Annotated in this window: 18 protein-coding genes; 9 read left to right on the plus strand and 9 right to left on the minus strand. The window is 66.0% G+C overall.

The genetic code is table 11. The annotated features are described in order from the left end of the window. Window positions 1–4: 4 nt before the first annotated feature. Window positions 5–787: a peroxide stress protein YaaA gene (yaaA, locus tag E4634_RS14695; RefSeq protein WP_135445190.1), complete on the minus strand. Its 783-nt coding sequence runs from the start codon at window positions 785–787 to the stop codon at window positions 5–7. A gap of 97 nt (window positions 788–884) precedes the next feature. Here yaaA and E4634_RS14700 point away from each other — a divergent pair, with 97 nt between their 5' ends. The 3 genes from E4634_RS14700 to E4634_RS14710 are packed head-to-tail and all read left to right on the plus strand — an operon-like array spanning window position 885 to window position 3,188. Next, entirely contained in the window at window positions 885–1,397 is a 513-nt protein-coding gene (locus E4634_RS14700) for a TRAP transporter small permease subunit (protein WP_135445192.1), read from the plus strand. Window positions 1,398–1,399: 2 nt separating this feature from the next. Continuing rightward, on the plus strand, window positions 1,400–2,761 hold the full coding sequence (locus tag E4634_RS14705; protein ID WP_135445194.1) for a TRAP transporter large permease: 1,362 nt from the start codon (window positions 1,400–1,402) through the stop codon (window positions 2,759–2,761). Window positions 2,762–2,795: 34 nt separating this feature from the next. Then, window positions 2,796–3,188 carry an acyl-CoA thioesterase gene (locus E4634_RS14710; RefSeq protein ID WP_135445196.1) on the plus strand — a complete coding sequence of 131 codons (393 nt, stop codon included), beginning with the start codon at window positions 2,796–2,798 and terminating at the stop codon, window positions 3,186–3,188. A gap of 845 nt (window positions 3,189–4,033) precedes the next feature. Here the strand turns inward: E4634_RS14710 and katG are convergent. The 3 genes from katG to uvrD form a co-directional block, all read right to left on the minus strand. Further along, on the minus strand, window positions 4,034–6,247 hold the full coding sequence (gene katG / locus E4634_RS14715) for a catalase/peroxidase HPI (protein ID WP_135445198.1): 2,214 nt from the start codon (window positions 6,245–6,247) through the stop codon (window positions 4,034–4,036). Window positions 6,248–6,441: 194 nt separating this feature from the next. Further along, window positions 6,442–7,602 (minus strand): TRAP transporter substrate-binding protein, encoded by a 1,161-nt coding sequence (locus tag E4634_RS14720; RefSeq protein ID WP_135445200.1) that lies wholly within the window; start codon window positions 7,600–7,602, stop codon window positions 6,442–6,444. 90 nt (window positions 7,603–7,692) lie between these two features. Beyond that, window positions 7,693–9,846 (minus strand): DNA helicase II, encoded by a 2,154-nt coding sequence (gene uvrD, locus E4634_RS14725; protein ID WP_135445202.1) that lies wholly within the window; start codon window positions 9,844–9,846, stop codon window positions 7,693–7,695. Between the two features lie 106 nt (window positions 9,847–9,952). Between uvrD and E4634_RS14730 the strand changes: the two genes are divergently transcribed. Together E4634_RS14730 and E4634_RS14735 are read left to right on the plus strand one after the other, a co-directional pair. Beyond that, on the plus strand, window positions 9,953–11,026 hold the full coding sequence (locus tag E4634_RS14730; RefSeq protein WP_135445204.1) for an SPOR domain-containing protein: 1,074 nt from the start codon (window positions 9,953–9,955) through the stop codon (window positions 11,024–11,026). A gap of 125 nt (window positions 11,027–11,151) precedes the next feature. After that, the gene (locus E4634_RS14735; protein WP_135445206.1) at window positions 11,152–11,526 is read left to right on the plus strand and encodes a hypothetical protein; all 375 of its coding nucleotides are present in this window, start codon (window positions 11,152–11,154) and stop codon (window positions 11,524–11,526) included. Between the two features lie 21 nt (window positions 11,527–11,547). Here the strand turns inward: E4634_RS14735 and E4634_RS14740 are convergent, their stop codons facing one another. Beyond that, window positions 11,548–11,946, minus strand: coding sequence for a SirB2 family protein (locus tag E4634_RS14740; protein ID WP_135445208.1), 399 nt, complete (start codon window positions 11,944–11,946; stop codon window positions 11,548–11,550). 124 nt (window positions 11,947–12,070) lie between these two features. Between E4634_RS14740 and E4634_RS14745 the strand changes: the two genes are divergently transcribed. Beyond that, window positions 12,071–13,909 carry a hypothetical protein gene (locus tag E4634_RS14745; protein WP_135445210.1) on the plus strand — a complete coding sequence of 613 codons (1,839 nt, stop codon included), beginning with the start codon at window positions 12,071–12,073 and terminating at the stop codon, window positions 13,907–13,909. Between the two features lie 9 nt (window positions 13,910–13,918). Here E4634_RS14745 and glmS read toward each other — a convergent pair whose 3' ends face one another. Together glmS and glmU are read right to left on the minus strand one after the other, a co-directional pair. Next, window positions 13,919–15,748: a glutamine--fructose-6-phosphate transaminase (isomerizing) gene (gene glmS, locus E4634_RS14750; protein WP_135445212.1), complete on the minus strand. Its 1,830-nt coding sequence runs from the start codon at window positions 15,746–15,748 to the stop codon at window positions 13,919–13,921. 2 nt (window positions 15,749–15,750) lie between these two features. Then, complete coding sequence (glmU, locus tag E4634_RS14755; protein ID WP_135445213.1) at window positions 15,751–17,121, minus strand: bifunctional UDP-N-acetylglucosamine diphosphorylase/glucosamine-1-phosphate N-acetyltransferase GlmU; 1,371 nt, start codon at window positions 17,119–17,121, stop codon at window positions 15,751–15,753. 129 nt (window positions 17,122–17,250) lie between these two features. Here glmU and E4634_RS14760 point away from each other — a divergent pair, with 129 nt between their 5' ends. The 3 genes from E4634_RS14760 (at window position 17,251) to aguA (ending at window position 20,099) form a co-directional block, all read left to right on the plus strand. After that, window positions 17,251–17,991, plus strand: a complete 741-nt coding sequence (locus E4634_RS14760) for a TrmB family transcriptional regulator (protein ID WP_135445215.1) — start codon at window positions 17,251–17,253, stop codon at window positions 17,989–17,991. 138 nt (window positions 17,992–18,129) lie between these two features. Continuing rightward, complete coding sequence (aguB, locus tag E4634_RS14765) at window positions 18,130–19,011, plus strand: N-carbamoylputrescine amidase (RefSeq protein WP_135445217.1); 882 nt, start codon at window positions 18,130–18,132, stop codon at window positions 19,009–19,011. Beyond that, window positions 19,008–20,099: an agmatine deiminase gene (aguA, locus tag E4634_RS14770; protein WP_135445219.1), complete on the plus strand. Its 1,092-nt coding sequence runs from the start codon at window positions 19,008–19,010 to the stop codon at window positions 20,097–20,099. Before aguB ends, aguA begins: the two co-directional genes overlap by 4 nt. A 54-nt stretch (window positions 20,100–20,153) precedes the next feature. Here the strand turns inward: aguA and E4634_RS14775 are convergent, their stop codons facing one another. Together E4634_RS14775 and E4634_RS14780 are read right to left on the minus strand one after the other, a co-directional pair. Then, window positions 20,154–22,868, minus strand: coding sequence for a hypothetical protein (locus E4634_RS14775; RefSeq protein ID WP_135445221.1), 2,715 nt, complete (start codon window positions 22,866–22,868; stop codon window positions 20,154–20,156). A gap of 377 nt (window positions 22,869–23,245) precedes the next feature. After that, on the minus strand, window positions 23,246–23,674 hold the full coding sequence (locus E4634_RS14780) for a F0F1 ATP synthase subunit epsilon (protein ID WP_135445223.1): 429 nt from the start codon (window positions 23,672–23,674) through the stop codon (window positions 23,246–23,248). Window positions 23,675–23,680: the final 6 nt, after the last annotated feature.

Consider the following 23,680-nt stretch of genomic DNA (forward strand, 5'->3'; position numbering starts at 1 on the left):
TAACTCAGGCCCCCGGTGCGGCGTCGCGGGTGAACACCCATTCGCGGGCGCTGGACTCCTCGCGGTTGTAGCGGTAGCCATCGACGCGGAATTTCTTCAGCGCTTCCGGCTCGTTCAGTTCGCGCTCGATGATAAAGCGCGCCATCTGCCCGCGGGCCTTCTTGGCGAAGAAGCTGATCACCTTGTACTTGCCGCCCTTGAGGTCCTTGAACACCGGGGTTATCAACTCGGCGTCGAGCTGCTTCGGCTTCACCGCCTTGAAGTATTCGTTGGAGGCGAGATTGACCAGTACCGGGGTGCCGGACTTCTTCAGTTGCTGCTGCAGCGCGCCGGTGATCTCGTCGCCCCAGAACTGGTAGAGGTTGTCGCCGCCGCGGTTGGCGAACTTCAGGCCCATCTCCAGGCGGTAGGGCTGCATCAGGTCCAGCGGACGCAGCAGGCCGTAGAGGCCGGAGAGGATGCACAGGTGTTTCTGCGCAAAGCGCAGTTGCTCGGCGGACAGCGTATCCGCGTCCAGCCCGGTGTATACGTCACCCTTGAACGCCAGCACCGCCTGCTTGGCGTTGTCCAGGGTGAACGGCGTCCCCCAGTTCATGAAGCGGCTGTGGTTGAGTTCGGCGATGTTCTCGCTCACCCCCATGAGGGCGCGGATGTCGTCCGGCGACAGCGCACGGGCGTCCTCCACCAGCTGCGCCGAGCGCTCCAGGAACTGCGGCTGGGTGGTGCGGCGGGTGGTCGGTGGCGTATCAAAATCCAGCGTTTTTGCCGGGGAAATTACTGTCAGCATTGGTCCTGGCTCGGGTGAGAATGGCGCGCCGGGTTGTGCCCATCGGCGAGGGGCCTATGATACTCTGCACCTCTTCCAATAAAAAAGCCTCGGGACCATGGGACTCGCCGATCGCCTGGTACAAAGCATCGACCGCTTCACCGGCGCCAGCGGCCGGCTGCTCGCCTGGCTGGCGCTGGCCATGGCGCTGCTGACCACGGTCATCGTCGTTGCGCGCTACGGCTTCAACACCGGCTCCATTCCCGCCCAGGAGAGCGTCACCTACATGCACGCCTGCCTGTTCCTGCTCGGCGCCGGCTATGCGCTGAAGTCCGGCGCCCATGTGCGGGTGGATATCTTCTATCGCAATTTCTCGCCGCGCGGCAAAGCCTGGGTCAACGCCCTCGGCGGCGTGGTGTTCCTGATTCCCCTGTGCCTGTTCATCGTCGGCGCCAGCTGGGGTTTCGTCACCGAGTCTTGGGGCATGCGCGAGACCTCCACGGAATCCGGCGGGCTGCCCTTCGTCTACCTGCTGAAGACGCTGATCCCGCTGATGGCGCTGAACCTGCTGCTGCAGGGCGTTGCCGAGACGCTGCGCGCGCTGCTGGTGCTGCGCCGGGGCGAGGCCTGAGCGTGGAATACACCTCGCTCTACCTGTTCGCCGCCGTATGCGTACTACTGATGCTCGGCTACCCGGTGGCCTTCACCCTGGCGGGCACGGCCCTGGGTTTCGCCGCGCTGGGCATCCTGTTCGGCGCCTTCGACGCCAGCTTCCTCTCCGCCCTGCCCGGGCGCGTGTTCGGCACCATCAACAACACCACCCTGATCGCCGTGCCGCTGTTCATCCTGATGGGCAACATCCTGGAAAAGTCGCGCATCGCCGAGGAGTTGCTCAGCTCGATGGCGCGGGTGTTCGGGCGGCTCAAGGGCGGGCTGGGTATCTCCGTCGTGGTGGTAGGCATGTTCCTCGCTGCCAGCACAGGTATCGTCGGCGCCACGGTCGTGACCATGGGCCTGCTCTCACTGCCCAGCATGCTGCGCGCCGGCTATAGCCCGGCACTGGCCACCGGCACCATCTGCGCCACCGGCACCCTCGGCCAGATCATCCCGCCCTCCATCGCACTGGTGCTGCTCGGCGACATCCTCGCCAATGCCTACCAGCAGGCGCAGCTGAAAATGCAGGTGTTTACGCCGAAGACTGTCTCCGTGGGCGACCTGTTCGTCGGCGCGCTGATCCCCGGCCTGGTGCTGGTAACGATGTACATTATCTACCTGTGGCTGGTCGCCCACCTACGCCCCGAGCAGGCGCCGCCGGTAGAGGAGGAAGACATCTCCCTGGGCGAGTTGCTGCACGGCCTGCTACCACCCATGGTGCTGATCGCCCTGGTGCTCGGCTCCATCCTGCTCGGCGCGGCGACCCCGACCGAGGCGGCCGGTTTCGGCGCTGTCGGCGCGCTGCTGCTGGCCCTGCTGCGCCGGCAGATGGACTGGCGGCGCCTGCACGAAGCGCTGGTGAACACCCTGGAAGTCACCTGCATGGTGTTCATGATCCTGATCGGCGCCGCGGTGTTCTCGCTGGTCTTCCGCGGTTTCGGCGGCGACGAACTCATCCACCACCTGTTCCAGCACATGCCCGGCGGCGTGCTCGGCGCCACCGCGGTGGTCATGCTGGTGATCTTCCTGCTCGGCTTCATTCTCGATTTCATCGAGATCACCTTCGTGGTGGTACCCATCGTCGGCCCGATCCTGCTCGCCATGGGCGTGGACCCGGTGTGGCTGGGCATCATGATCGCGGTCAACCTGCAGACGTCCTTCCTCACGCCGCCCTTCGGTTTCGCCCTATTCTACCTGCGCGGCGTGGCGCCCGAGAGTGTGCCGACCGGGGCTATCTACCGCGGCGTACTGCCCTATATAATCATTCAACTACTGTTGATCGTGGCCCTGTGGTTCTGGCCCGCCATGGCGACCTGGCTGCCCGCCCTGATGAAGCAGTGACTCTCCCTCAACCCCCGATTCCCTGGCATCCGCTATGAACGACATCGACGACAACCCCACCCCCCAGGGCGATCTCGCCCTGCAGACGGTGGCCATGCCCCGCGACACCAACCCGAGCGGCGACATCTTCGGCGGCTGGCTGGTCTCGCAGATGGACCTGGCGGGTATGGTCACTGCCAGCGAGGTCGCGGGCGGCCGCGTGGCGACGGTCGCCATCGAGGGCATGGCCTTCCTCACCCCGGTGCACGTGGGCGCGGTGGTCTCCTGTTATTGCGACGTGCTCGAGATCGGGCGCAGTTCGATTCGCATCGTGGTCGAGGTCTGGATCAACTCCAAGCACGACGGCGAACCGATCAAGGTGACGGAGGGCGACTTCGTCTTCGTCGCCATCGATGAGACGGGGCGTACTCGGGCTATCAAGCGCTAGCATTTTTTACGGCTCTTAGAGCTGCTTTCCTCGTTCTGGGCTTGGGTCTGGGCGTATTCTGGTCGGCAGTCGCGAGCGTGGTATGCCCCCACTCGCTCCAAAGGCGCAGTCGCGGTGGGGGCATACCACGCTCGCGCCTGCCTGTTGCCGGTTTTACTCGACTGCTGATCGTCTGCCGAGTCCGGGGGGCTTCGAGGGTTGCCGGGAGACCCGCGGGCGCAGCGCTCTGAAGATCGCGCCCCTCCGGGGTGCCCTCGGTCGGTCGGGAACCTTAAAGCGCTTCGCTGTTTCCCTCCACTTCCTCGGCGCGTCTTTTGCGAGCGCTCCACCCGCCCGTCTCCCGGCACTTGCAGCTCGATGCTCAGTGGTACGCGGTTCCCATAGGGAGGGACGTGTCGGATAAAAACTTCCGTGCGCGCGCATCGCGCGATGCGATGACCGCTCGCTCGAAACTCGGATTCACTGTCTTGCGCAATGCGAGGACTGGCAGCGGGGGTGTTGGCCGCGGAAATCACGTCTGGCGCCGAGGGCGTGGAGGGAGACCGCTCGCGGGCTCCCGACCAACTGAGGGTACCGCGGAGCGGCGCCGGACTGGAGCGGCCAACGGCCCCGCTGCCAGTCCGTCTCCAGCGAACTGGTCTGGTGGCAATCTCGCGGCAAGCACCTTGTCGCAGGGCCGGGAGCGTCAGCCCTTCCAGGGTGAGTGTGCTTTTCGAACCCTGGAAGGGCTGACGCTCCCGGCCTCCCACCCAACCAACAAACCACCGAGCAAAAAAAAACGCCACTAAAAAGCGGCGTTTTCAGAGTTAAAGAAAGGCGGTAACCAAGCCACCGCCCCCCAAAGGTCAGACGTCGAAGCGATCCGCAGTCATCACCTTGGTCCACGCCGCGATGAAGTCGTCGACGAATTTCTTCTTCGAGTCATCCATGGCGTAGAACTCCGCGATCGCGCGCAGCTCCGAGTTCGAGCCGAAGATCAGGTCGACCGGTGTTGCCGTCCACTTGACCTCGCCGCTGTCGCGATCGACGCCTTCGTAGAGGCCAGGGGTGCTCGCCTTCTGCCACTTGGTAGACATGTCCACCAGGTTGACGAAGAAGTCCGTGGTCAGCTTGCCCGGCTCGTCGGTGAAGACACCTGCGGAGTTGCCGCCGACATTGGCACCGAGCACGCGCATCCCGCCCACCAGCGCCGTCATCTCCGGCACCGTGAGGTCCAGCAGGGCTGCCTTTTCAACCAGCGCCTGGGCCGGCGGATGGTCGTAGCTGGCCGCGTGGTAGTTACGGAAGCCGTCGGACTTCGGTTCGAGCACGGTGAAGGAGGCGACCTCGGTCATCTCCTGGGTGGCGTCCGTGCGTCCCGGTACGAAGGGGACGGAGACCTTGTAGCCCGCGTCCGCTGCCGCCTTCTCGATCGCCGCGGCGCCGCCGAGCACGATGACGTCAGCCAGCGAAACCTTGGTCTTGCGCGACTTCTTGTTGAAGTCGGCCTGCACCTTTTCGAGCTTCGCCAGCACCTTTGCCAGATCGGCTGGCTCGTTCACTGCCCAATCTTTTTGCGGCATCAGCCGGATACGTGCACCGTTGGCACCGCCGCGCATGTCGGTCTCGCGGAAGGTCGAGGCGGAGGCCCAGGCAGTGCGCACCAGTTCGCCGACGCTGAGCCCGGTGTCGAGGATCTCGGACTTAAGCCTGGAAATGTCCTTATCGCTCACCTGCTTGTAGTCGGCCTCGGGCACCGGGTCCTGCCAGATGAATGACTCTTCAGGGGCCCAGGGGCCGAGGTAGCGCGATGCCGGGCCCATGTCGCGGTGGATCAGCTTGAACCAGGCGCGGGCGTAGGCCTGCTCGAATTCCTCGGGGTTTTCCAGCCAGCGCTGGGTGATCTTGCGGTAGGAGGGGTCTTCCTTCAGCGCAATGTCGGTGGTGAACATCATCGGCGCGTGGCGCTTGTCGGGGTCGTGGGCATCCGGCACCAGGCTCGCGCCCTGGCCATCCACGGGCCGCCACTGTTGCGCGCCACCGGGGCCGATGTGCAGCTCCCACTCGAAGCCGTACAGGTTCTGCAGGTAGTTGTGGGTCCACTGCACCGGGTTGATGGTCCAGGCGCCTTCCAGGCCGCTGGTCACCGCGTCGGAACCCTTGCCCGTGCCACATTTGTTGGCCCAGCCAAGGCCCTGCTGTTCCAGCGGGGCGGCCTCCGGCTCGGGGCCGACGCAATCCGCGGCCTTGTGCGCGCCGTGGGCCTTGCCGAAGGTGTGGCCGCCGGCGATCAGCGCAGCGGTTTCCTCGTCGTTCATCGCCATGCGGCCGAAGGCATCGCGAATCGCCTGTGCCGCCTTCAGCGGGTCGGGGTTCTTGTGCGGCCCTTCCGGGTTCACATAGATCAGGCCCATCTCGGTGGCGCCGAAAGGCCCTTCGATGCGACCCATTTCGTTGCGCCGCTGGTCGGTCAGCCACTCGCCCTCGGGACCCCAGTTGACGTCTTCCGGCTGCCATTCATCGGCGCGGCCGAAGGCGAAACCAAGGGTTTTGAAGCCCATATCGTCCATCGCCATGTTGCCAGCGAGTACGATGAGGTCGGCCCAGGACACGGCGTTGCCGTATTTTTCCTTGATCGGCCACAGCAGGCGGCGGGCCTTGTCCAGGCTGGCGTTATCCGGCCAGCTGTTGAGCGGCGCAAAGCGCTGCATGCCGCCGTCGGCGCCGCCGCGGCCATCGATGGTGCGGTAGGTGCCGGCAGCGTGCCAGGACATGCGAATAAAGAAGGGGCCGTAATGGCCGAAGTCAGCCGGCCACCAGTCCTGGGAGTCTTTCATCAGGGCGCGCAGGTCTTTTTCCAGGGCCTTGACGTCGAGGGTCTCAAACGCCTCGGCGTAGTCGAAATCCGCGCCCATCGGGTCGGCGGAGGCGGATGCGTCGCGCAGGGGTTCCAGGCTGAGACGGTTGGGCCACCAGTAGTCGTTGTCTGGGGCTTCGGCGTGGGTCGCCGCAGCGGTGGCACCGAGGGCGCACAGCGTGGCCACGGTGATTGCTTTTCTCACGGTTTTTAAAGGCTTCATAATAATGCTCGCTTCTGGGTTGTTAGGGGTAACGCACCTGAGATAACGAGGGGACTAGCTTGCGGTGAAACTGACGCTCCCGTCCCGTTATGGGGAAGAAGCATAGACACTGGGTGTGTCATTGGAGAAATTGGAAATACTGAAACTCTCGTTCAGTTTTTCTGAATTTACCGGGGCGCGCGAGGGCGACTGTTCTAGAATTCCGCGTCGCCCATGATGTCATCGCGCATGTTGATGTAAGCCTGCTCGGAAATATGGTGGTACTCGCGCACGTCGCGGTAGAACTTGCGGTAGGAGGCATAGACCTTTGCCGCCATCGGGTCGCGGGCGGTGAGGTCGCGCATGGCGTCACCGGTGGCCAGCCAGAAAGCGCGCAGCACGTCTTCGGGAAAACGCCGCAGCTGCACGTCGTGGTCCTGCAGCAGCTCGCGCAGGGACTCGTTATTGCGCGCCGTGTACTCGGCGAGCATGTCCTCGCTGGCGGCCTTGGCCGCGGCGCGCACGATGGCCTGCAGGTCCTCCGGCAGCGAGGCCATTGCCTCCTTGTTGACGATGAACTCGAGGATCGAACCCGGCTCGTGCCAACCCGGGTAGTAGTAGTACTTCGCCACATCCTGGAAGCCCATGATGCGGTCGTTGTACGGACCCACCCACTCCAGGGCGTCGATCACGCCAGTCTGCAGCGATGTATACAGCTCGCTCCCGGGCAGGGTCACCGAGGTGCCGCCGGCGGCGGTGAACACCTCGCCCGCCAGACCCGGGATGCGCATCTTCAGGCCCTGCACGTCGGCGACGGTGTTGATCTCGCGATTAAACCAGCCACCCATCTGCACACCGGTACTGCCACCGGGCAAGGGCACCAGGTTATAGGGCGTGTAGGCCTCTTCCCACAGTTGCAGGCCGCCGCCGTAGTACAGCCAGCCATACATTTCCTGGGCGTTGAGGCCAAAGGGCACGGCGGTGAAGAACACCGAGGAGGGCACCTTGCCTTTCCAGTAGTAGGCGGCGCCGTGGCCCATTTGCGCGACACCCTGGGAGACCGCGTCGAACACACCCAGCGCCGGCACAATCTCACCGCCGCCGTACACGCGCACGGTCAGGCGGCCGCCGCTCATCGCCTCGACCTCCTGGGCGAAGATCTCCGGCGCACTGCCCAGGCCGGGGAAATTCTTGGGCCAGGTGGTGACCAGTTTCCAGTGGAAGACCTCGCCGGTCTGCGCGGCGCCGGGGCCGGCTTCGCGCTCGCCGCGCGCGGCCTTGTCCATCGCCCACAGCGCAATCACCGCCACCAGCAACGCGACCAGGGCGACGATAACCAGGGGAGAGATGCGCTGTTCCAGCGTGTCGTTCGCCATGCTGTTGTCCTTATTATGTCCAGCGTGTCCGCTGGCGGTATACCCCGTTGACGCGTGACCGGCAGGCGCCGGCGTCACGCGCCGCCGCGATCACAGCAGTTGCAGGTTGGCGTACTGCAGCACCAGCCACTTGCTGCCCTCGGTATCGAAATTGACTTCGACCCGGGCGCTGCCGCCGCGACCCTCGAAGTTTAGCACGGTGCCCTCGCCGAACATCTGGTGGAACACGCGTTGCCCCAGGCCCAGCCCAGTGTCGGGAACCGCCGCGCGCTCGAGGCTGCTCACCGGGCGCGACAGGGTATTGTTGAGGCGCACCTCCTGCAGCAGGTCCACGGGAATTTCGCGGATGAAGCGCGAAGGGGTATTGAAGGATTCGCTGCCGTGCAGGCGCCGCGACTCGGCGTAAGTGATATACAGCTTCTGCATCGCGCGGGTGATGCCCACGTAGCACAGGCGGCGCTCCTCCTCGAGCCGGCCGGGCTCCTCCACCGACATGCGGTGCGGGAACAAGTTCTCCTCCATGCCGGCCAGGAACACCAGCGGGAACTCCAGGCCCTTGGCCGAGTGCAGGGTCATCAGTTGCACGCAATCCTCGTGGGCGTCGGCCTGGGCATCGCCGGCGTCGAGAGCAGCGTTGTCCAGGAACTGCTGCAGGGGCGAGCTCTCGTCCGCCGCGTCGGCATCGAACTGGCGCGCGGCGCTGACCAGTTCCTCGAGGTTCTCGACCCGCGCCTGTCCCTTCTCGCCCTTTTCCTGGCGGTGGTAGTCGATAAGACCGGAGCCGTCGAGCACGTGTTCGACCAGCTCCTCCAGCGGCAGGTCATCGGTGCCGCTATCGAGCTCGTCGATCAACACGGTAAAACCTTCCAGTGCGGAAAGCGCGCGCGCCGGCAGCAGTTTCTCCTCGAGCACCGCGCGCACCGCCTGCCACAGTGTGATCTCCCGCTCGCGGGCGGTGTCGCGCACCTTGTCCATGGTCTTGCCGCCGATACCGCGCGGCGGGGTGTTGATCACCCGCTCCACCGCCGCGTCGTCGCCACGGCTTTGCAACAGGCGCAGGTAGGCCAGCGCATTGCGGATCTCGAGGCGCTCGTAGAAACGCTGGCCGCCGTAAATGCGGTAGGGCAGGCCGGCACGGATCAGCGCTTCCTCCAGCACCCGGGACTGGGCGTTGGAGCGGTAGAGGATGGCGGACTCGGACAGGCGCTCGCCCTCCTCCGACCAGCGCTCGATCTGCTCGACGATAAACCGCGCCTCGTCCTGTTCGTTGAAGCCCGCGTAGAGGGTGATCGGCTCGCCCTGGTCGCCGGCGGTCCACAGCTCCTTGCCGAGGCGGCCGAAGTTATTGGCGATCACGCCGTTGGCAGCCTGCAGGATGGTCTTGGTGGAGCGGTAGTTCTGCTCCAGGCGCACCGTGTGCACGCCGCGGAAGTCGTCGGTGAAGCGCTGGATGTTCTCGATCTTCGCGCCGCGCCAGCCGTAGATGGACTGGTCGTCGTCGCCCACCGCCACCACCGGGATACGCTCGCCGGCGAGCACGCGCAGCCAGGCGTACTGGATGGTGTTGGTATCCTGGAACTCGTCGACGAGGATCTGGCGGAAGCGCCCCTGGTAGTGCTCGAGAATCTCGGGATGCTGCAGCCACAGTTCGTGGGCGCGCAGCAGCAGCTCGGCGAAATCCACCAGCCCGCCGCGCTCACAGGCCGCCTCGTAGGCGAAGTACACCTGCAGCATGGTGCGGGCGAAGAAGTCCCCGGCGGGTGCCTCGACGTGCCGCGCGCGCAGGCCCTCGTCCTTTTGCGCGTTGATGTACCACATGGCCTGCTTCGGTGGCCAGCGCCCCTCGTCCAGCTCCAGCTCACGGCACACCCGCTTGACCAGGCGCAGCTGGTCGTCGGCGTCGAGAATCTGGAAATCCTGGGGCAGACCGGCCTCGCGCCAGTGGGCCTTGAGCAGGCGGTGGGCGAGGCCGTGGAAAGTACCCATCCACAGGCCGTGGCCGCGGATATGCAGCATTTCCTCGATGCGCGAGCGCATTTCGCGCGCCGCCTTGTTGGTGAAAGTCACCGCGAGAATCGAGCCGGGCGAGAAACCCTCGGCGCGAATCAGCCAGGCGATACGGTGCACGAGCACGCGGGTCTTGCCGCTGCCGGCACCGGCCAGCACCAGCATATTGCAGTTTTCGGCGGCAACGGCGTCGCGCTGCGCGGCGTTCAGCCCGGTCAGAATATCCGATACATCCATGGCCGCATTCTAACCGAGCGACACCCGTGCCGTGGTGATTTTTTCCCTCGCAAGCGGGCACTCTGCTACTATCGCAGCACCGGCACAGGACAGGCTTGCGACACGCATGAGCAATAACGAAAAGCGCTACGGCTACGCGGAAAACGAGCGTGGCGAACCCGCTGCAGACGAGCTTTTCGAGGACGAGGACTTCGAGGAACCGGATCGCGACAGCGACTTCGCCGCCATCTACACCGAGGTCGACGACGAGTTCGACGATGAGCGGGATACCCCGGCGGACGACACCGATGAGCGCTCTGCCGACAACAGCGGCTGGAGCCTGGTGCAAGAGGAACAGGACGAGCTGTCCGCACTGACCGATACAGACGAGGAAGAGGACTGGGAAGCGGAACGGGACGAAGAAGAATACGAACGCCACGCCCCGGGCCACAACACCTTTGCCGCGCAGGCAACCACCGCCAGCCAGTTCGACCCGGACACCCCCGAGCGCGGGGACGTGGATGACGCCGCACAGGAATACGCGGCAGAAGAGGAAGATTTCCGCGAAGTGACCCTGTCCATCGGCATGATCGTGGTCGCGGTGATTGCCCTTCTGTTACTCGCGGTAGGCGGCTACGGCGTGATCAAGCAGCGCGCCGAGATGAAAGAGGAAATCCGCCTGCTGCAGGGCCGGCTGGCCACCGCGGCTCCGCCCTCGGAGGTCACCGCCAGCCGCGCCGCCGCCGAGGCCGCCGAGGAAGAAAACCGCGAATTGCTGGCGGACATCGAACAGCTCGGCCGCGAGAACCGCAACCTGCAGGCCATCGTCGCCGGGCTGGAGTCGCAGCTGGCCGCGCAGCAGGAAGCACTGGAAAAAACGCCACCGCCGGCGCCCGCTCCCAAGCCAACCCCCAGGACGTCAGCCCCGACCAGTGAACCGGTGGCGACAACCGACGACCCGGGCAGCGGCTGGTTCGTGAACTTCAGCTCCTACAGCCAGCGCGAGACCGCCGAGAACTGGGTCAAGCGCATCCGCCCGGAGCAGGGCCGCGCCATCGTCGCCGCCGGGGAGAGCAACGGCCGCACCATCTACCGCGTCCGCGTGGTCGACCTGCCGGACAAGACCGCGGCCGACGCGGTCGCCCGCCAGCTCGAGGCGGACTTCAAACTGCCCAAACTGTGGGTCGGGGAGCTGCCCTGAGCCCGGGGGCGGCGTCCTGCCTGGCATGAACCGCCCGGCCTGGTATGAGCCCTCCCGGCTTGGCATGAACCGCCCGGCCTGCTACTGTTTTTGCCCCCCAATAACCAATAGCTGAGACAGCCAACATGAAAACCCTGAAGTATGCAGCACTGGCCCTGGCCCTGGGCAGCGGCTACGGGATGGCCGACGAATGCACCGCGCCCGCCTCCCCCACCCTGCCGGATGGCAGCGCCTCAACCATGGAACAGATGCTCGAAGGGCAGCAGATGGTGAAGACCTTCCAGGCCGCCAACGCCGAGTACATGAAGTGCCTGGAGACGGGCATCGAATCCGCCAAGGTGGCGGCACAGAAAGCCATCGAGAAAGGTGACGGTGTCGACGAAGCCAAGGCTGCCTACGAGGCCGCCCAGAACACCTACAACGCCGCGGTCACCGCCGAGGAAGAGCTGGCAGGCCAGTTCAACGCGGAAGTGCGCGAGTACAAGGCGGCAAACCCCTGATCCCCGCCCCTGGCGGGCGCCTCAGCCCGCCAGGAACTGCAGCGGCCCCAGCGCCGACTTGGTGACGGCCACGGACAGGATGTACGCGGCAGTCAACAGGGCTCCCGTATAAGCGGCCTTGCGCCCACTGGGGGTTTTTGCAATGCGCATGGTCACCACGCCCAGCCCGATATAAACCACCAGGGCGACCAGCTTGGCCCCCAGCCAGGGCATCGCGAAGGGCGACACCTGCCAGATCACCAGCATGCCGATGGCCGTGGCGAGCAACAGCGTATCCACGACGTGCGGCAATACGCGCACCAGCTTGGCGTTGCGCCGCGGGTTGTCGCTCACGGCCCAGTAGCCGCGCACGGCGAAGCCGCCGATGGAGAGCAGCGCACAGGTCGAGTGAAAGATCTTCAGCAGGGTAAATAGCGTCATGCGACCAGTGTAACAGTCGCCGCGCAGGTTGCCAGATACCCACTGCAGAATTCCTGCAATTGCGCTGGAGTGCACTGCTAGTCAGTGATAGCGTTGCTGTACTTCGAAGGAGGTGGATTCAACAATGCAGGGAATGCGAACACTCACCGTACTGCTGGGTACCCTGGCGCTGGGCGCCTGCCGTATCGTGATCGACGTGGAAGGCCAGGGCGCGGTCTATGGTGGGCGCAGCCAGGACGTCTTCCCCGACGGCTATGTCTTCGACATCAACGAGGATTTCAGCGAAATCTTCTGGCCGCTGCCGGTCCCCGGCCACGCCTTCGAGCGCTGGAAAGGGCTGTGCAACACCATGTACAAGCCCTGCGACCTGACCCTCAACGAGGAGCTGTGGGGGCAGGACCTGAATACCGTGCTCGGCCCCGTCTACCAGCCCCGCTACCAGGGCCCGCTGGACCTGTGGGACTTCTCCCTGTACTGGAATTCAGTCTCCCGCCAGCTCAGCATCCCCGCCAATACCCTGGATGTCCGCGGGCAGAAAGCCGGCGCCTCCCCGCGTGTGTTTGTCGGCACTACCGATTTCGCGCGCGTCATCCGCGGCCAGCTGGTGGGTGCCAACTACGTGTTCCAACTGGAACCCGGCGACGACCCGGCACAGCTCTGGCCGTTTATCTCCAGCACCGACAGCAACGGCATCATCGCATCGGCCTCAATCACCTTCGGACTGGGCGACCTGCCGCCGCCGTCCGCACTTCGGGCCCACAACCCCAATTCCAAGTGGGCGGGCGTGCTGCCGCAGTGTGTCACCGGCAACAACCCCTTCGACCTGTGCAACTTCGCCACCCTGCCCCTGCTCGGTGCTACCCAGAGCTCACCGACCATCGGCGGGATCATGGCGCGCACCGTGGTCAGCCAGGCCTGGATGGGCCAGCGCTTCAACCAGATGCTGCAACAGCTGCCGGTGGGCATGCTCAAGATGTTCCGCGGTATTACCGCGGTGGTCATCGCCGAGGATATCCGCCCGTCGTTCTATTCACCGGCCACCGGCGCCATCTACCTCGACCCCCAGGACCTGTGGCTGACCCAGTCCGAGCGCGACAGCATCGTCTGGGATGAAGACTACCGCTCGGAATTCGGCGAGAGCCTGCGCTTCTTCGAATTCTGGGCGTACGCGCGCGGCAACCTCGAGGCCTGGCTGCCCAGCTACGCCTGGCCGGAGGGCAGCACGCGGACCATCGACGACATCCTGCTGCCCATGGCCAACCTGCTGGCCCACGAGCTGACCCACGCCAACGACGCCATCCCGCCGGCCATGCTGCCGCTGCTGCGCGGCTGGCAGACGCCGCTGGATGCAGCGGACGCCGTGTTCGACGACACTCCGACGGTGACCCTGTACAACAGCTATCCGCTGTACTCGGACACGCTGTACGAGCTCGGCCAGGTGCTCTACCAGGGCGCCGAACTCACCAGCTTCCTGCTCTCGCTGACCGCCAGCCAGGTGGGTGCCGAGTTTGCCGGCGACGACGCCAGCGACCTCTACGCCTACTCGACACCCTTCGAAGACACTGCGATGCTGGTGGAGGAAGTGCTCACCAACTACTACTTCGGGGTGGAGCGCATGGTCGCCTTCGTCGAAGACCCGGGTCCGAGCGCGGATGAGTGCAACGACTACAAGTTGCGCTGGGGTACCCGCAACCGGGCGTCCATCAGCGCGGTGCAGAACCGGGCGCGCCTGGTCCTCGCGGGAATCCTCGACGAGGCCAGCATCTCGCCCTACTTCTCGCAGCTGCCACCGGCGCGGGTGCTGAACCCGGGCAATGGACTGTGCCAGTACCTGCAACTGCCGGATATCAGCGACAGCACCCCGGGTATCTACAGCGTGTTGCGCCAGGTCAGTGCGCGGCAGGTTGAGCGCGTGCGCCGTCACGCGCAGTTCGATGAACAGCGCCGGGTGCGCCGCAACTAAGCCCGGCGCCTATTCGACCGTCACCGACTTGGCCAGGTTGCGCGGCTTGTCCACGTCGGTCCCCTTCTGCACGGCCACATGGTAGGCCAGTAGCTGCAGGGCCACGGTGTAGACCATCGGCTTAACGACCTCCGGGCAGTGCGGCATGTTGAGCACCTGCACCCGCGCCTCGCTGTGCAGGCCGGCGCGCCGATCGGCGAACACGAACAGCTCACCGCCGCGCGAGCGCACTTCCTCCAGGTTCGACTTCAGCTTTTCCAGCAGGTCATCCCCCGGGGCCACTGCGACCACCGGCATGTCGTCATCGACCAGCGCCAGCGGCCCGTGCTTTAACTCGCCCGCGGGGTAGGCCTCGGCGTGGATGTAGGAAATCTCTTTCAGTTTCAGCGCCCCCTCCATGGCGATCGGGTACTGGATGCCGCGGCCCAGGAACAGGGCGTGGTGGCGCGGGATGAACGCCTCGGCCAGCTGCTCGATGGCGCTGTCCAGCTCCAGCACCTGCTGCACGTAATCCGGCAACTGGTGCAGGGCGGTGACCAGCTCCTCGATTTTCTCCGCCGCCATGCCGCGCCGCCGGCCCAGGGCGATGGTCAGCATCAGCAAGCCCACCAGCTGGGTGGTGAAGGCCTTGGTCGAGGCCACGCCGATCTCCGGGCCGGCGCGGGTAAGGAATATCAGGTCGCTCTCGCGCACCAGCGAACTGTTGTCCACGTTGGCGATGACCAGGCTGGCGAGGAACTCACCCGGCGCAGCGTCGCGCAGGGCGGCGAGACTGTCGGCGGTCTCCCCGGACTGGGAGATGGTCACCAGCAGCGAGCCGGGGCGCTGCACGCGCCGGCGATAGCGAAACTCCGAGGCCACCTCGACCTGGCAGGCGATGCCCGCGAGTTCCTCCAGCCAGTAGCGCGCGACCATGCCGGCGTGGTAACTGGTGCCGCAAGCGACAATCTGCACCTGCTCGACGCGGTCGAACACCGCCGCGGCATCGGCGCCGAAAGCGGCGTCATCCACGCTGTGCGCGCCGCCGACATTGAAGGTGGCGGCCAGCGCCCGCGGCTGCTCGTAGATTTCCTTGAGCATGTAGTGGTCGAATTCGCCGCGGTCGACGCTTTCGACGGCGCTGTCGATTCGCGTGCGCGTGCGCTCGACGACATCACCTGCACTATCGAGAACCGTAATAGCCGAGGGTGTGACCTGCACCAGGTCGCCCTCTTCCAGGTAGATGAAGCGGTCGGTGACCTGGCGCAGGGCGAGCTGGTCCGAGGCGATGAAGTTCTCGCCGATACCGACGCCGACCACCAGGGGGCTGCCCCGGCGTGCGCCGACCACCGTCTCCGGATGTTCACTGTCTATCGCGGCCAGCGCGAAGCTTCCCTCCAGGAGCCCGACCGCGGCCGACATGGCCTGTAACAGGCTGGCACCACCGCGCAACTCGCGATACACCAGGTGTGCCACCACCTCGCTGTCGGTGGCGGACAGGAACTCGTAACCCTCAGCCTGCAGCTGCTCGCGCAGCTCGCGGTAGTTCTCGATGATGCCGTTGTGGACCAGGGCGACGCGCTGGCCGGCGATGTGCGGGTGCGCGTTCACCGAAGAGGGTTCGCCGTGGGTGGCCCAGCGGGTGTGGGCAATGCCCGTGCAGCCCAGGTAGGGATGCATGCGCTGGGCGCTCTCCAGCTCCGCCACCTTGCCCAGGCGCTTGTGCAGCTGCAGGTTGCGCTCGTTGTCGAGCAGCGCCATGCCCGCGGAATCGTAGCCGCGGTACTCCAGGCGGCGCAGGCCCTCGAGCAGGATTTCAGAAACTTCACGGCGCGCCGCGGCGCCAACAATGCCACACATGCTCAGTCCTCCCCGCCGCGCTTGCCCGGACGCCGCCAGCCACTGATGTTGCGCTGGCGGCTGCGGCCCACGGCCAGGTCGCCCTCGGCCACCGCCTGGGTGAGGGTCGAGCCGGCGGCGACAAAACCGCCGCGCGCCACGCTCACCGGCGCCACCAGGGTGCTGTTGGAGCCGATGAAGACATCGTCGCCCAGAGACGTGCGGTGCTTGCTGACACCGTCGTAGTTACAGGTGATGGTGCCGGCGCCGATATTCACCCCCGCACCCATCTCGCAGTCGCCGACATAACTCAGGTGATTGATCTTGCTGCCCTCGCCCACCTGCGCATTCTTGGTCTCGACGAAATTACCGACCCGCGACCCGCGCGCCAGGCGGGTGCCCGGACGCAGGCGGGCGAAGGGCCCAACGCTGGCGCCGGCGCCCACTTCCGCATCCTCGAGGTGACTCATGGCGTGGATCGTCGCGCCGTCTGCCACGCGCACGTTTTTCAGCACGCAGTTTGGACCGACCTGTACGCCGTCGCCGAGCACGACCTCGCCCTCGAACAGGCAGTTGATATCGATACTCACCCCGGCCCCGCAGCGCAGCTCGCCGCGGGTGTCGAAGCGCGCCGGATCGGCGATGGCCACGCCCTCGCGCATCAGTTCCTGCGCCCGGCGCAGCTGGTACTCGCGCTCCACGCGGGCCAACTGCAGGCGGTCGTTGACGCCGAGAATCTCCAGTTCGCCGCTGGCCAGCTGCGCCGCCACCGGGATGCCGTCGGCCACAGCCAGCCCGAGCACGTCGGGCAGGTAGTATTCGCCCTGGCTGTTGGCATTGCCCACCTGCGGCAGGTAGCGCGCCAGCAGCGCCGCCGGCGCGGCGATCACGCCGGTGTTGACCTCGTCGATGGCCAGCTGCTCATCGGTAGCGTCGCGCTGCTCGACCACGCCCAGCACCGCACCGTCCGCGCCGCGCAGGATGCGCCCGTAACCGCCGGGGTCGGCCAGGCGCGCGGTGAGCAAGGCCGGGCCGTCGTGCGCGGCGGCGACCAGGGCGGACAGCGTCTGCTCGCCAATCAGCGGCACGTCGCCGTACAGCACCAGCACCACGCTGGCGGGGTCCACGTCGGGCAGGGCCTGCAACACCGCGTGGCCGGTGCCCAGCTGCTGCGCCTGCTCCACCCAGTGCAGGTCCGTCGCCGGCAATGCCTCGCGCACCGCCGGCGCGCCGTGACCGACTACCACGTGAATGGCCTGCGGCTGCAGACGGCGGGCGGTTGCCACCACGTGGGCCAGCATGGGTTGCCCGGCGACCGGGTGCAGCACCTTGGGCAGGGGCGAGCGCATGCGCGTGCCCTGGCCCGCGGCGAGAATGATTACTTCGAGGTTCATAGGGTCTGGTCCCAGCGCGGCACGGGCCCCGCTGTCATCAAATTATTGACATCAATTTTGCTGTAAGCGCATAGTAAAAACCGGGATTTGCCATTACAACGCCTTTTGTCACAAATAAATTGACAACGAGTGAAACTGGATAGCCTGCTCCAGCTCGGCCTCGACGAGCGCGACGTCACCGTCTACCGGGCCCTGCTCAAGCTCGGGCCGGCCTCCATTCGCGAGGTCGCTGCGGAGTCCGGCGTGAATCGCGGCACCACCTACGAGACGCTCAAGCAGCTCGCCTCGCGCGGCGTGGTCAGCTATTTCCCGCGCGGCAAGCGCCGGGTATTCCAGGCCGAGGAACCGGAGCGCCTGCTGCAGCTGGGCGAGCGGCGCCAGCAGGCACTGAGCCAGGCCATGGAGCAGTTACGCAGTGAGGTCATTCCCGAACTCAAGCAATCCCAGGCCAGGTTCAACCCGGGCAATGTGCGCTTTTACGAGGGCGACGACGGCGTGGAGCTGGTACTGCGCGATATTCTCGACAGCGCCGGCAAGGATCCGGAGCGCGGTTACGCGGTGATCTCGACGAAAACCCTGCGCCAGCACCTGTACCGTCCCTTTCCCAATTTCACCAAACAGCGCGAGGCGCGCGGCATCCGCGTGCGCGTCATCGCGGTCGGCGAGGGCGGCGACGAGGCCGAGTACGCCGAGCGCAAGTGGCTGCCCTCAGAGGCCGACGCGGACGCCTCCTACATCGCCATCTACCCACCCAAGGTGGCCATGATCACCCTGGCCGCCAGGGACTACCCGGTGGTAGTGATCATCGACTCGGCGGCCATCGCCTCCACCCAGCAGCTGATGTTCGACACCCTCTGGCGGCTGCTCTAGCGACGCGCGGGGAACCGCGACGCGACACCGGTAATAAGCGACTAACTCCGCGGTGGTAGCCCCATCGCCGCGCCGATATTCTATGCTTAGCCCTTTATTTCAAGGCGCCTCTGGCGCTGCACTGCACAGGACACCGACATGAGCCGCAAGGTATGTTTTGCCGCCACCCAACTCGCCATCAGCTGGGATATCGACGCCAACCTGGACAAGGCCGAGGCCGCGGTGCGTGAAGCCCACGGCAAGGGCGCGCAGGTTATCCTGCTGCAGGAGCTGTTCGCCACACCCTACTTCTGCAAGACCCAGCAGTACCGCTACCTGGACCTCGCCCAGCCGCTGGCGGACAACCCTATCGTGGCACGCTTTGCCGCGCTCGCCGCAGAGTTGGAGGTCGTGCTGCCGATCAGCTACTACGAGCGCGACACCAACACGCATTTCAACTCGCTGGTGATGATCGACGCTGACGGCCGTGTCCTCGACAACTACCGCAAGACTCACATTCCCGATGGCCCGGGCTATGCGGAGAAGTTCTATTTCACGCCCGGCGACACCGGCTTCAAAGTGTGGAAGACCCGCTACGGCACCTTCGGCGTGGGTATCTGCTGGGACCAGTGGTACCCGGAGACCGCGCGCTGCTGTGCCCTGCTCGGCGCCGAGGTGATGTTCTACCCCACCGCCATCGGCTCCGAGCCGCAGGATGCTTCCCTGGATTCGCGCGATCACTGGCAGCGCGTGATGCAGGGCCACGCGGCGGCCAACCTGCTGCCGGTGATCGCCTCCAACCGCACCGGCGTGGAAACCGACGACGGCATCAGCACGACCTTCTATGGTTCCTCGTTCATCACCGACCACACCGGCGCGAAAATAACCGAGGCCGGCCGCGACGAGGAGACCGTGCTATTGGCGGAGATCGACCTCGACGCCTGCGCCACCTACCGCCGCGCCTGGGGCCTGTTCCGAGACCGCCGGCCGGAACTGTACGAACCCATCCTGCACAACGCCTGCGGCGATAACCGGTCGTGAACCGCGCCCTGGTATCCACGCCGCGCGCAGACGGCTTCCACATGCCGGCCGAGCACGCCCCGCAGCAGGCGGTGCTCATGGCCTGGCCGGAGCGTCCGGACAACTGGCGCGGCAACGCCGGTCCCGCCGGCGAGGCCTTCGCCGCGGTCGCCGCCGCCATCCAACCCGCCACGCCGGTGGTGATGTGCGTGTCGCCGGCGAGCGAGGCGCGCGCCCGAGCCTTGCTGCCCGCCGAGGTCAAAGTGCTGATCATCCCCAGCAACGACAGCTGGATGCGCGATATCGGGCCGAGCTTCGTGGTCAATGGCGCCGGCGGCCTGCGCGGCGTGGACTGGCCTTTCAATGCCTGGGGCGGCGCGGTCGACGGCCTCTATGACGACTGGTCGCTGGACGATGCCATGGCAGAGCAGCTGCTCGAGTGGCGCGGCGTGGAGCGCTACCGCGCGCCGCTGATCATGGAGGGCGGGGCGATCCACGTCGATGGCGAGGGTACCTGCTACACCACTGCCGAGTGCCTGCTGCACCCCAGCCGCAATCCGCAGCTGGGCCGGACGGCCATCGAAACCTGTCTCGGCGACTACCTCGGCGTGGACTCCGTCATCTGGCTGCCGCACGGCCTGTACAACGACGAGACCAACGGCCACGTTGACAACATCCTGCACGTGGTGGGTCCCGGCGAGGTGGCGCTGACCTGGTGCGACGACCCGGGCGACCCGATGTACGCGATCTGCCGTGAGGCGGGCGAGGCACTGGCCGCGGCCCGCGATGCGCGTGGCCGCACGCCGCTGGTACACCGGCTGCCGCTGCCCGGCCCGCTCTATGTCAGCGAGACAGAGGCGGCGGGCGTGACCGCGTCCGCGGGGATGGCGCGTCACGCCGGCGAGCGACTGGCCGCGTCCTACGCCAATTTCCTGATCAGCAACGAGCGCGTGGTGTTTCCCCTGCTCGACCCGGCGCAGGACGATGCCGCCCGCGACGCGCTGGCATCGCTGTTTCCCTCGCACACGATAGTCGGTGTTCCCGGCCGGGAGATCCTGCTCGGCGGCGGCAACATCCACTGCATTACCCAGCAGGTTCCCCAGGTCTGAACCACGCAACGCTGCGTTTGCGCTGCCACAGGCAGTGCGGAACTACCCCGGTTATCAACCCCCGGCAGTATCCAGCGCCAGGCGCGCACCGCTGCCGGGTGGCACGCAGGTGAAGGTCAGCGCATTGCCTGTCGCGGCGGCCGCATCGCGCAGTTCCGTGCTGCTGTACTCGATAGCGGCGGTATCCAGGTAGTCACCGCTGGTCTGGCGCAGTGCCGAGAAGCGCAACCCATCCATTACGCCGCGGACTACCAGATCGCACTCGGCGCGCGGTTCTGTGACATCGGCGCGCTGTTCCATCAGCGTGAGGCGGTCCAGTACGCCCGCCGCACTTCCCGGCGCCAGCGTAACCTGCTGGCCGGCAACCGGCGCCAGGTTGGAGTCCATCGCCAGCACAAAGCGCACCACGTCCAGGCGGTTTTCCTCGACGGGCGCCGGGAACATGAAGGTACTCGAGGAGAGGAAATCGACGAGGGTGGCGATCGAGCCATCGTGCAGGTAGCCGAAGCCGCGAACCTGGTCGCCGCGGAACACGCCGTCGCCGGTGAGGCCGCCCGAGGTGCCGAACATCCCGACCTTGGCGTAGGCGTTGCGCAGGTGGGGAATCTTGAAGTTTTCGTCGATGCCCGCGCCCTCGAAGCTCATCAGTCCCCCAGTGCCGAACTGCTTCTGCTGGGGGTCCAGGCTGTGGCAGTGGTTGCAGCTGCCGATGCCGGTGATGTTCCCGACCTCGAAGTAGATCTCGCGGCCGTGGGCCTGTGCGGCGGTGAGTGAATTGTCCAGGCGGCGCACCGGGTTGGGCGGCGGGGTCAGGGCCATGGCGAAATCGGTAAACGCTTGCATGTCCTGTTCATCCAGTTCCTCTGCGCGCCCTACCAGTTCGACGAACGCGGGGTTGAACTCCTTGAACGCCGCCGCCTCAATACTCTCCTGTTCGCCGTTCACCACCGCCCGGTTCTCGCCGGTGCGGTCGCCGCGCCAGTGCTGCGGACCGCTGTCGGCAATGCCGCGCAGGGTCTGGGTGGTCATCGGCCCCTTCATCGGGTGGAACGTCGGTGTGGTGTTGGGGCTGCGCGCGACATACTCGTTGGGATTGAACTTGGACGGAGCATCCGGGTTGCCCAGGTCCCAGGCCAGGTGATCGACGTCACCGAAAATGTGGCAGCTGGCGCAGGCCGAGGTGCCGTTGGCTGAAGTCTCCGCGGCGTCGTAGAGGAAGCGGCGGCCGTCGATGATCGCGGCGGGTTCCGGCGTAAACAGCCGGCGCCGGGCGAGCATACTGCCATCTGCGGTATTCCACAGGGAGATGGCATTGTCGAAGCGCGTGTAGACCACGAGGCGCTCGCCATCGGCGCTGAGCGCGAGACCCGCCGGGCCACCGTCAGGCAGTTGCACCTGGAAGGCGGCGTTGGGCTCGTACTTGCCCTCGCGCAACTGCGCGGTTGGGATCGCCGCGACCTTGCCCGAACCGAACGCGGCCACGTACAGGCGGTCGCCCTCGGGGCTAACCGCCAGCGCGGTCGGCTGGCTCAGGCTGCGCTGCACCTGGTTGGCGGGGTAGCTGGCACCCTGGGGCACCGCGAAATCGATGTGCGGGTTGAGGTGGTTGGTGGTTACCGCGTCGTTGTTGACCACACTGATGCGACTTTCCGAGATACGCCCGCGCACCGTGGTGGCGCGCTCCCCGGGGCCCTCGAAGCGCACTTCGTTGCGTGCTTCGAGATTGCTCACGTAGAGTTCGCCGCTGGAGGGGTTCACCGCCATGTTGAACAAAACCGTGCCCACACCGCTCACCTGCCGCTGTAACGCCGGTACTTCCCCCATGGCATCGATGGCGAAGACGTCGTAGTCGGGCAGGCTGAAGCGCACCTCGGATGACCAGTCCGTGCCCTCCTCGTCCAGCCAGCCATTGCCGTTGTTGCGCACGATCAGGCCGGTCGCGGGTTGCTGGGTGCCCTGGAAGTTGAAGCCCGGCTCCGGCTTGGCCCCGGCCACCACATCCTGGAAAAGGGTGGTGGTGCGATTGCCAGAGCGAAAGGCGGCGGCGTATACCGTCGCGCCGTCGGGGGAGACCGACAGCGCGCGGGGCGCGTCGGCGAACAGGTTGACGATGGCAAGCGGGTTGCCGTTGAGGCTCTGGTCCACGCCCTGGGTATCGTAGACCCAGACGTCGGCGCGGCCGAGACCTGGTGTGAGAAAGTCATCGAGCTTGAATGTGGGATGGTTCTGCCCGCGATAGGCGGCGGTGATAAAGGCGCGCCGCCGCTCCGGCCCGGCGAAGACGATGTCCTGGGGCTCATCGCCCACCTGCAGGGTCTGGCGCACATGGGGAGTGGCTGCAGACAGGTCGACCACGCTCACCGAATCGCTGAGCTGGTTCACCACCCAGGCTTCATCGTTGCTGGCGTAGGCGACCGCTACCGGCTCCAGGCCGACCGCAACGGCGCCGCGCAAGGTGAAACCGCTCTCCTGCAGGTCGTAGATTTCCAGGCAGCCCGCCGGTGTGTTGGTGACCAGCAGTTGCTGGCCATCGGGGCTGATCGCCAGGGGCCGCACCGGGCCGCTTTCGAACAGGACATAGCTGCCGGGCGCCTGGTCTGCGCTCAGGGTCGCACCGGCGGAGCCACAGGGAAAGGCGGCCGTGCGCGGGGTCGGGGTCGGCGCAGGTGCCGGCGGTTCCGGTGTCGGTGTCGGTGTCGGCGTGTTGTCGCCGCCACCACCGCCACCGCCACAGGCGCTGAGCGCCGCACCCAGTAAACAGGCGGACAATAGTCCCCTGCTCCGTTGCCACCTGTCCAGTGCGGCGCGTCTTCCCATGATCGTCCCTTCCATGTTTTATTTTTCGGCGACCCAAGTTAACGGAATTCACCTTGGGCGCCAACCGCCCGGGCGGGTGTTGTGGGCATGGGCCGGGTTGTTTGCCCGGCGGTGGACGAGGAGGAAGTAGGGGTCAGAGTCATGACTCTGACCCCGGGCGGTAAATACAGATGCCGCGTTGTGGAATTGCACCGCCTGGAGAGAGGGGTCAGAGCCGCGGCTCTGACCCCGGGCAGCACAGAGTCCCGACTCTGGCCCCCGGGCGGCATTCCGGGCAAAAAAAAGCCCCGCTGGGCGGGGCTTTTTCTTTCTTGTGTGCTGGCAGCGTATCAGCCGCGACCCGCCCGGTTTTTCATCTTGCGCAGGGTCGCCAGCTGGGCGGCGGCTTCGGCCAGCTGCGCCGAGGCGCGGCCGTAGTCGAATTCGCCGGACTGGTTGGCCAGGGCGTGCTCCGCTTCGCGGCGCGCTTCCTCGGCGGAAGCCTCGTCCACGTCGTCGGCGCGCAGGGCGGTGTCGGCAAGAATGGTCACCACACCCGGCTGCACTTCCAGGAAGCCGCCGGAGACGTAGTAAACCTCTTCGTCACCGTGCTGGGTGACGATGCGTACCGGGCCGGGCTTCAGGGCGCTGAGCAGCGGGGCGTGACCGTAGTTCACGCCAAGCTCGCCCTCGGAGCCGGTGGCGACCAGCAGTTCGACCAGCCCGGAGAAGATTTCCTCCTCCGCGCTGACGATGTCACAGTGTATGGTCATAGCCATAGTTAT

Source organism: Mangrovimicrobium sediminis (assembly GCF_004745945.1).
GTDB classification, from domain to species: domain Bacteria; phylum Pseudomonadota; class Gammaproteobacteria; order Pseudomonadales; family Halieaceae; genus Mangrovimicrobium; species Mangrovimicrobium sediminis.

Excerpts from the sequence above, each read along its gene's own strand:
- yaaA (WP_135445190.1), bottom strand. The coding sequence starts at position 787 with ATGCTGACAGTAATTTCCCCGGCAAAAACGCTGGATTTTGATACGCCA.
- E4634_RS14700 (WP_135445192.1), top strand. The coding sequence starts at position 885 with ATGGGACTCGCCGATCGCCTGGTACAAAGCATCGACCGCTTCACCGGC.
- E4634_RS14710 (WP_135445196.1), top strand. The coding sequence starts at position 2,796 with ATGAACGACATCGACGACAACCCCACCCCCCAGGGCGATCTCGCCCTG.
- katG (WP_135445198.1), bottom strand. The coding sequence starts at position 6,247 with ATGAAGCCTTTAAAAACCGTGAGAAAAGCAATCACCGTGGCCACGCTG.
- E4634_RS14720 (WP_135445200.1), bottom strand. The coding sequence starts at position 7,602 with ATGGCGAACGACACGCTGGAACAGCGCATCTCTCCCCTGGTTATCGTC.
- uvrD (WP_135445202.1), bottom strand. The coding sequence starts at position 9,846 with ATGGATGTATCGGATATTCTGACCGGGCTGAACGCCGCGCAGCGCGAC.
- E4634_RS14730 (WP_135445204.1), top strand. The coding sequence starts at position 9,953 with ATGAGCAATAACGAAAAGCGCTACGGCTACGCGGAAAACGAGCGTGGC.
- E4634_RS14735 (WP_135445206.1), top strand. The coding sequence starts at position 11,152 with ATGAAAACCCTGAAGTATGCAGCACTGGCCCTGGCCCTGGGCAGCGGC.
- E4634_RS14740 (WP_135445208.1), bottom strand. The coding sequence starts at position 11,946 with ATGACGCTATTTACCCTGCTGAAGATCTTTCACTCGACCTGTGCGCTG.
- E4634_RS14745 (WP_135445210.1), top strand. The coding sequence starts at position 12,071 with ATGCAGGGAATGCGAACACTCACCGTACTGCTGGGTACCCTGGCGCTG.
- glmS (WP_135445212.1), bottom strand. The coding sequence starts at position 15,748 with ATGTGTGGCATTGTTGGCGCCGCGGCGCGCCGTGAAGTTTCTGAAATC.
- glmU (WP_135445213.1), bottom strand. The coding sequence starts at position 17,121 with ATGAACCTCGAAGTAATCATTCTCGCCGCGGGCCAGGGCACGCGCATG.
- aguB (WP_135445217.1), top strand. The coding sequence starts at position 18,130 with ATGAGCCGCAAGGTATGTTTTGCCGCCACCCAACTCGCCATCAGCTGG.
- E4634_RS14780 (WP_135445223.1), bottom strand. The coding sequence starts at position 23,674 with ATGGCTATGACCATACACTGTGACATCGTCAGCGCGGAGGAGGAAATC.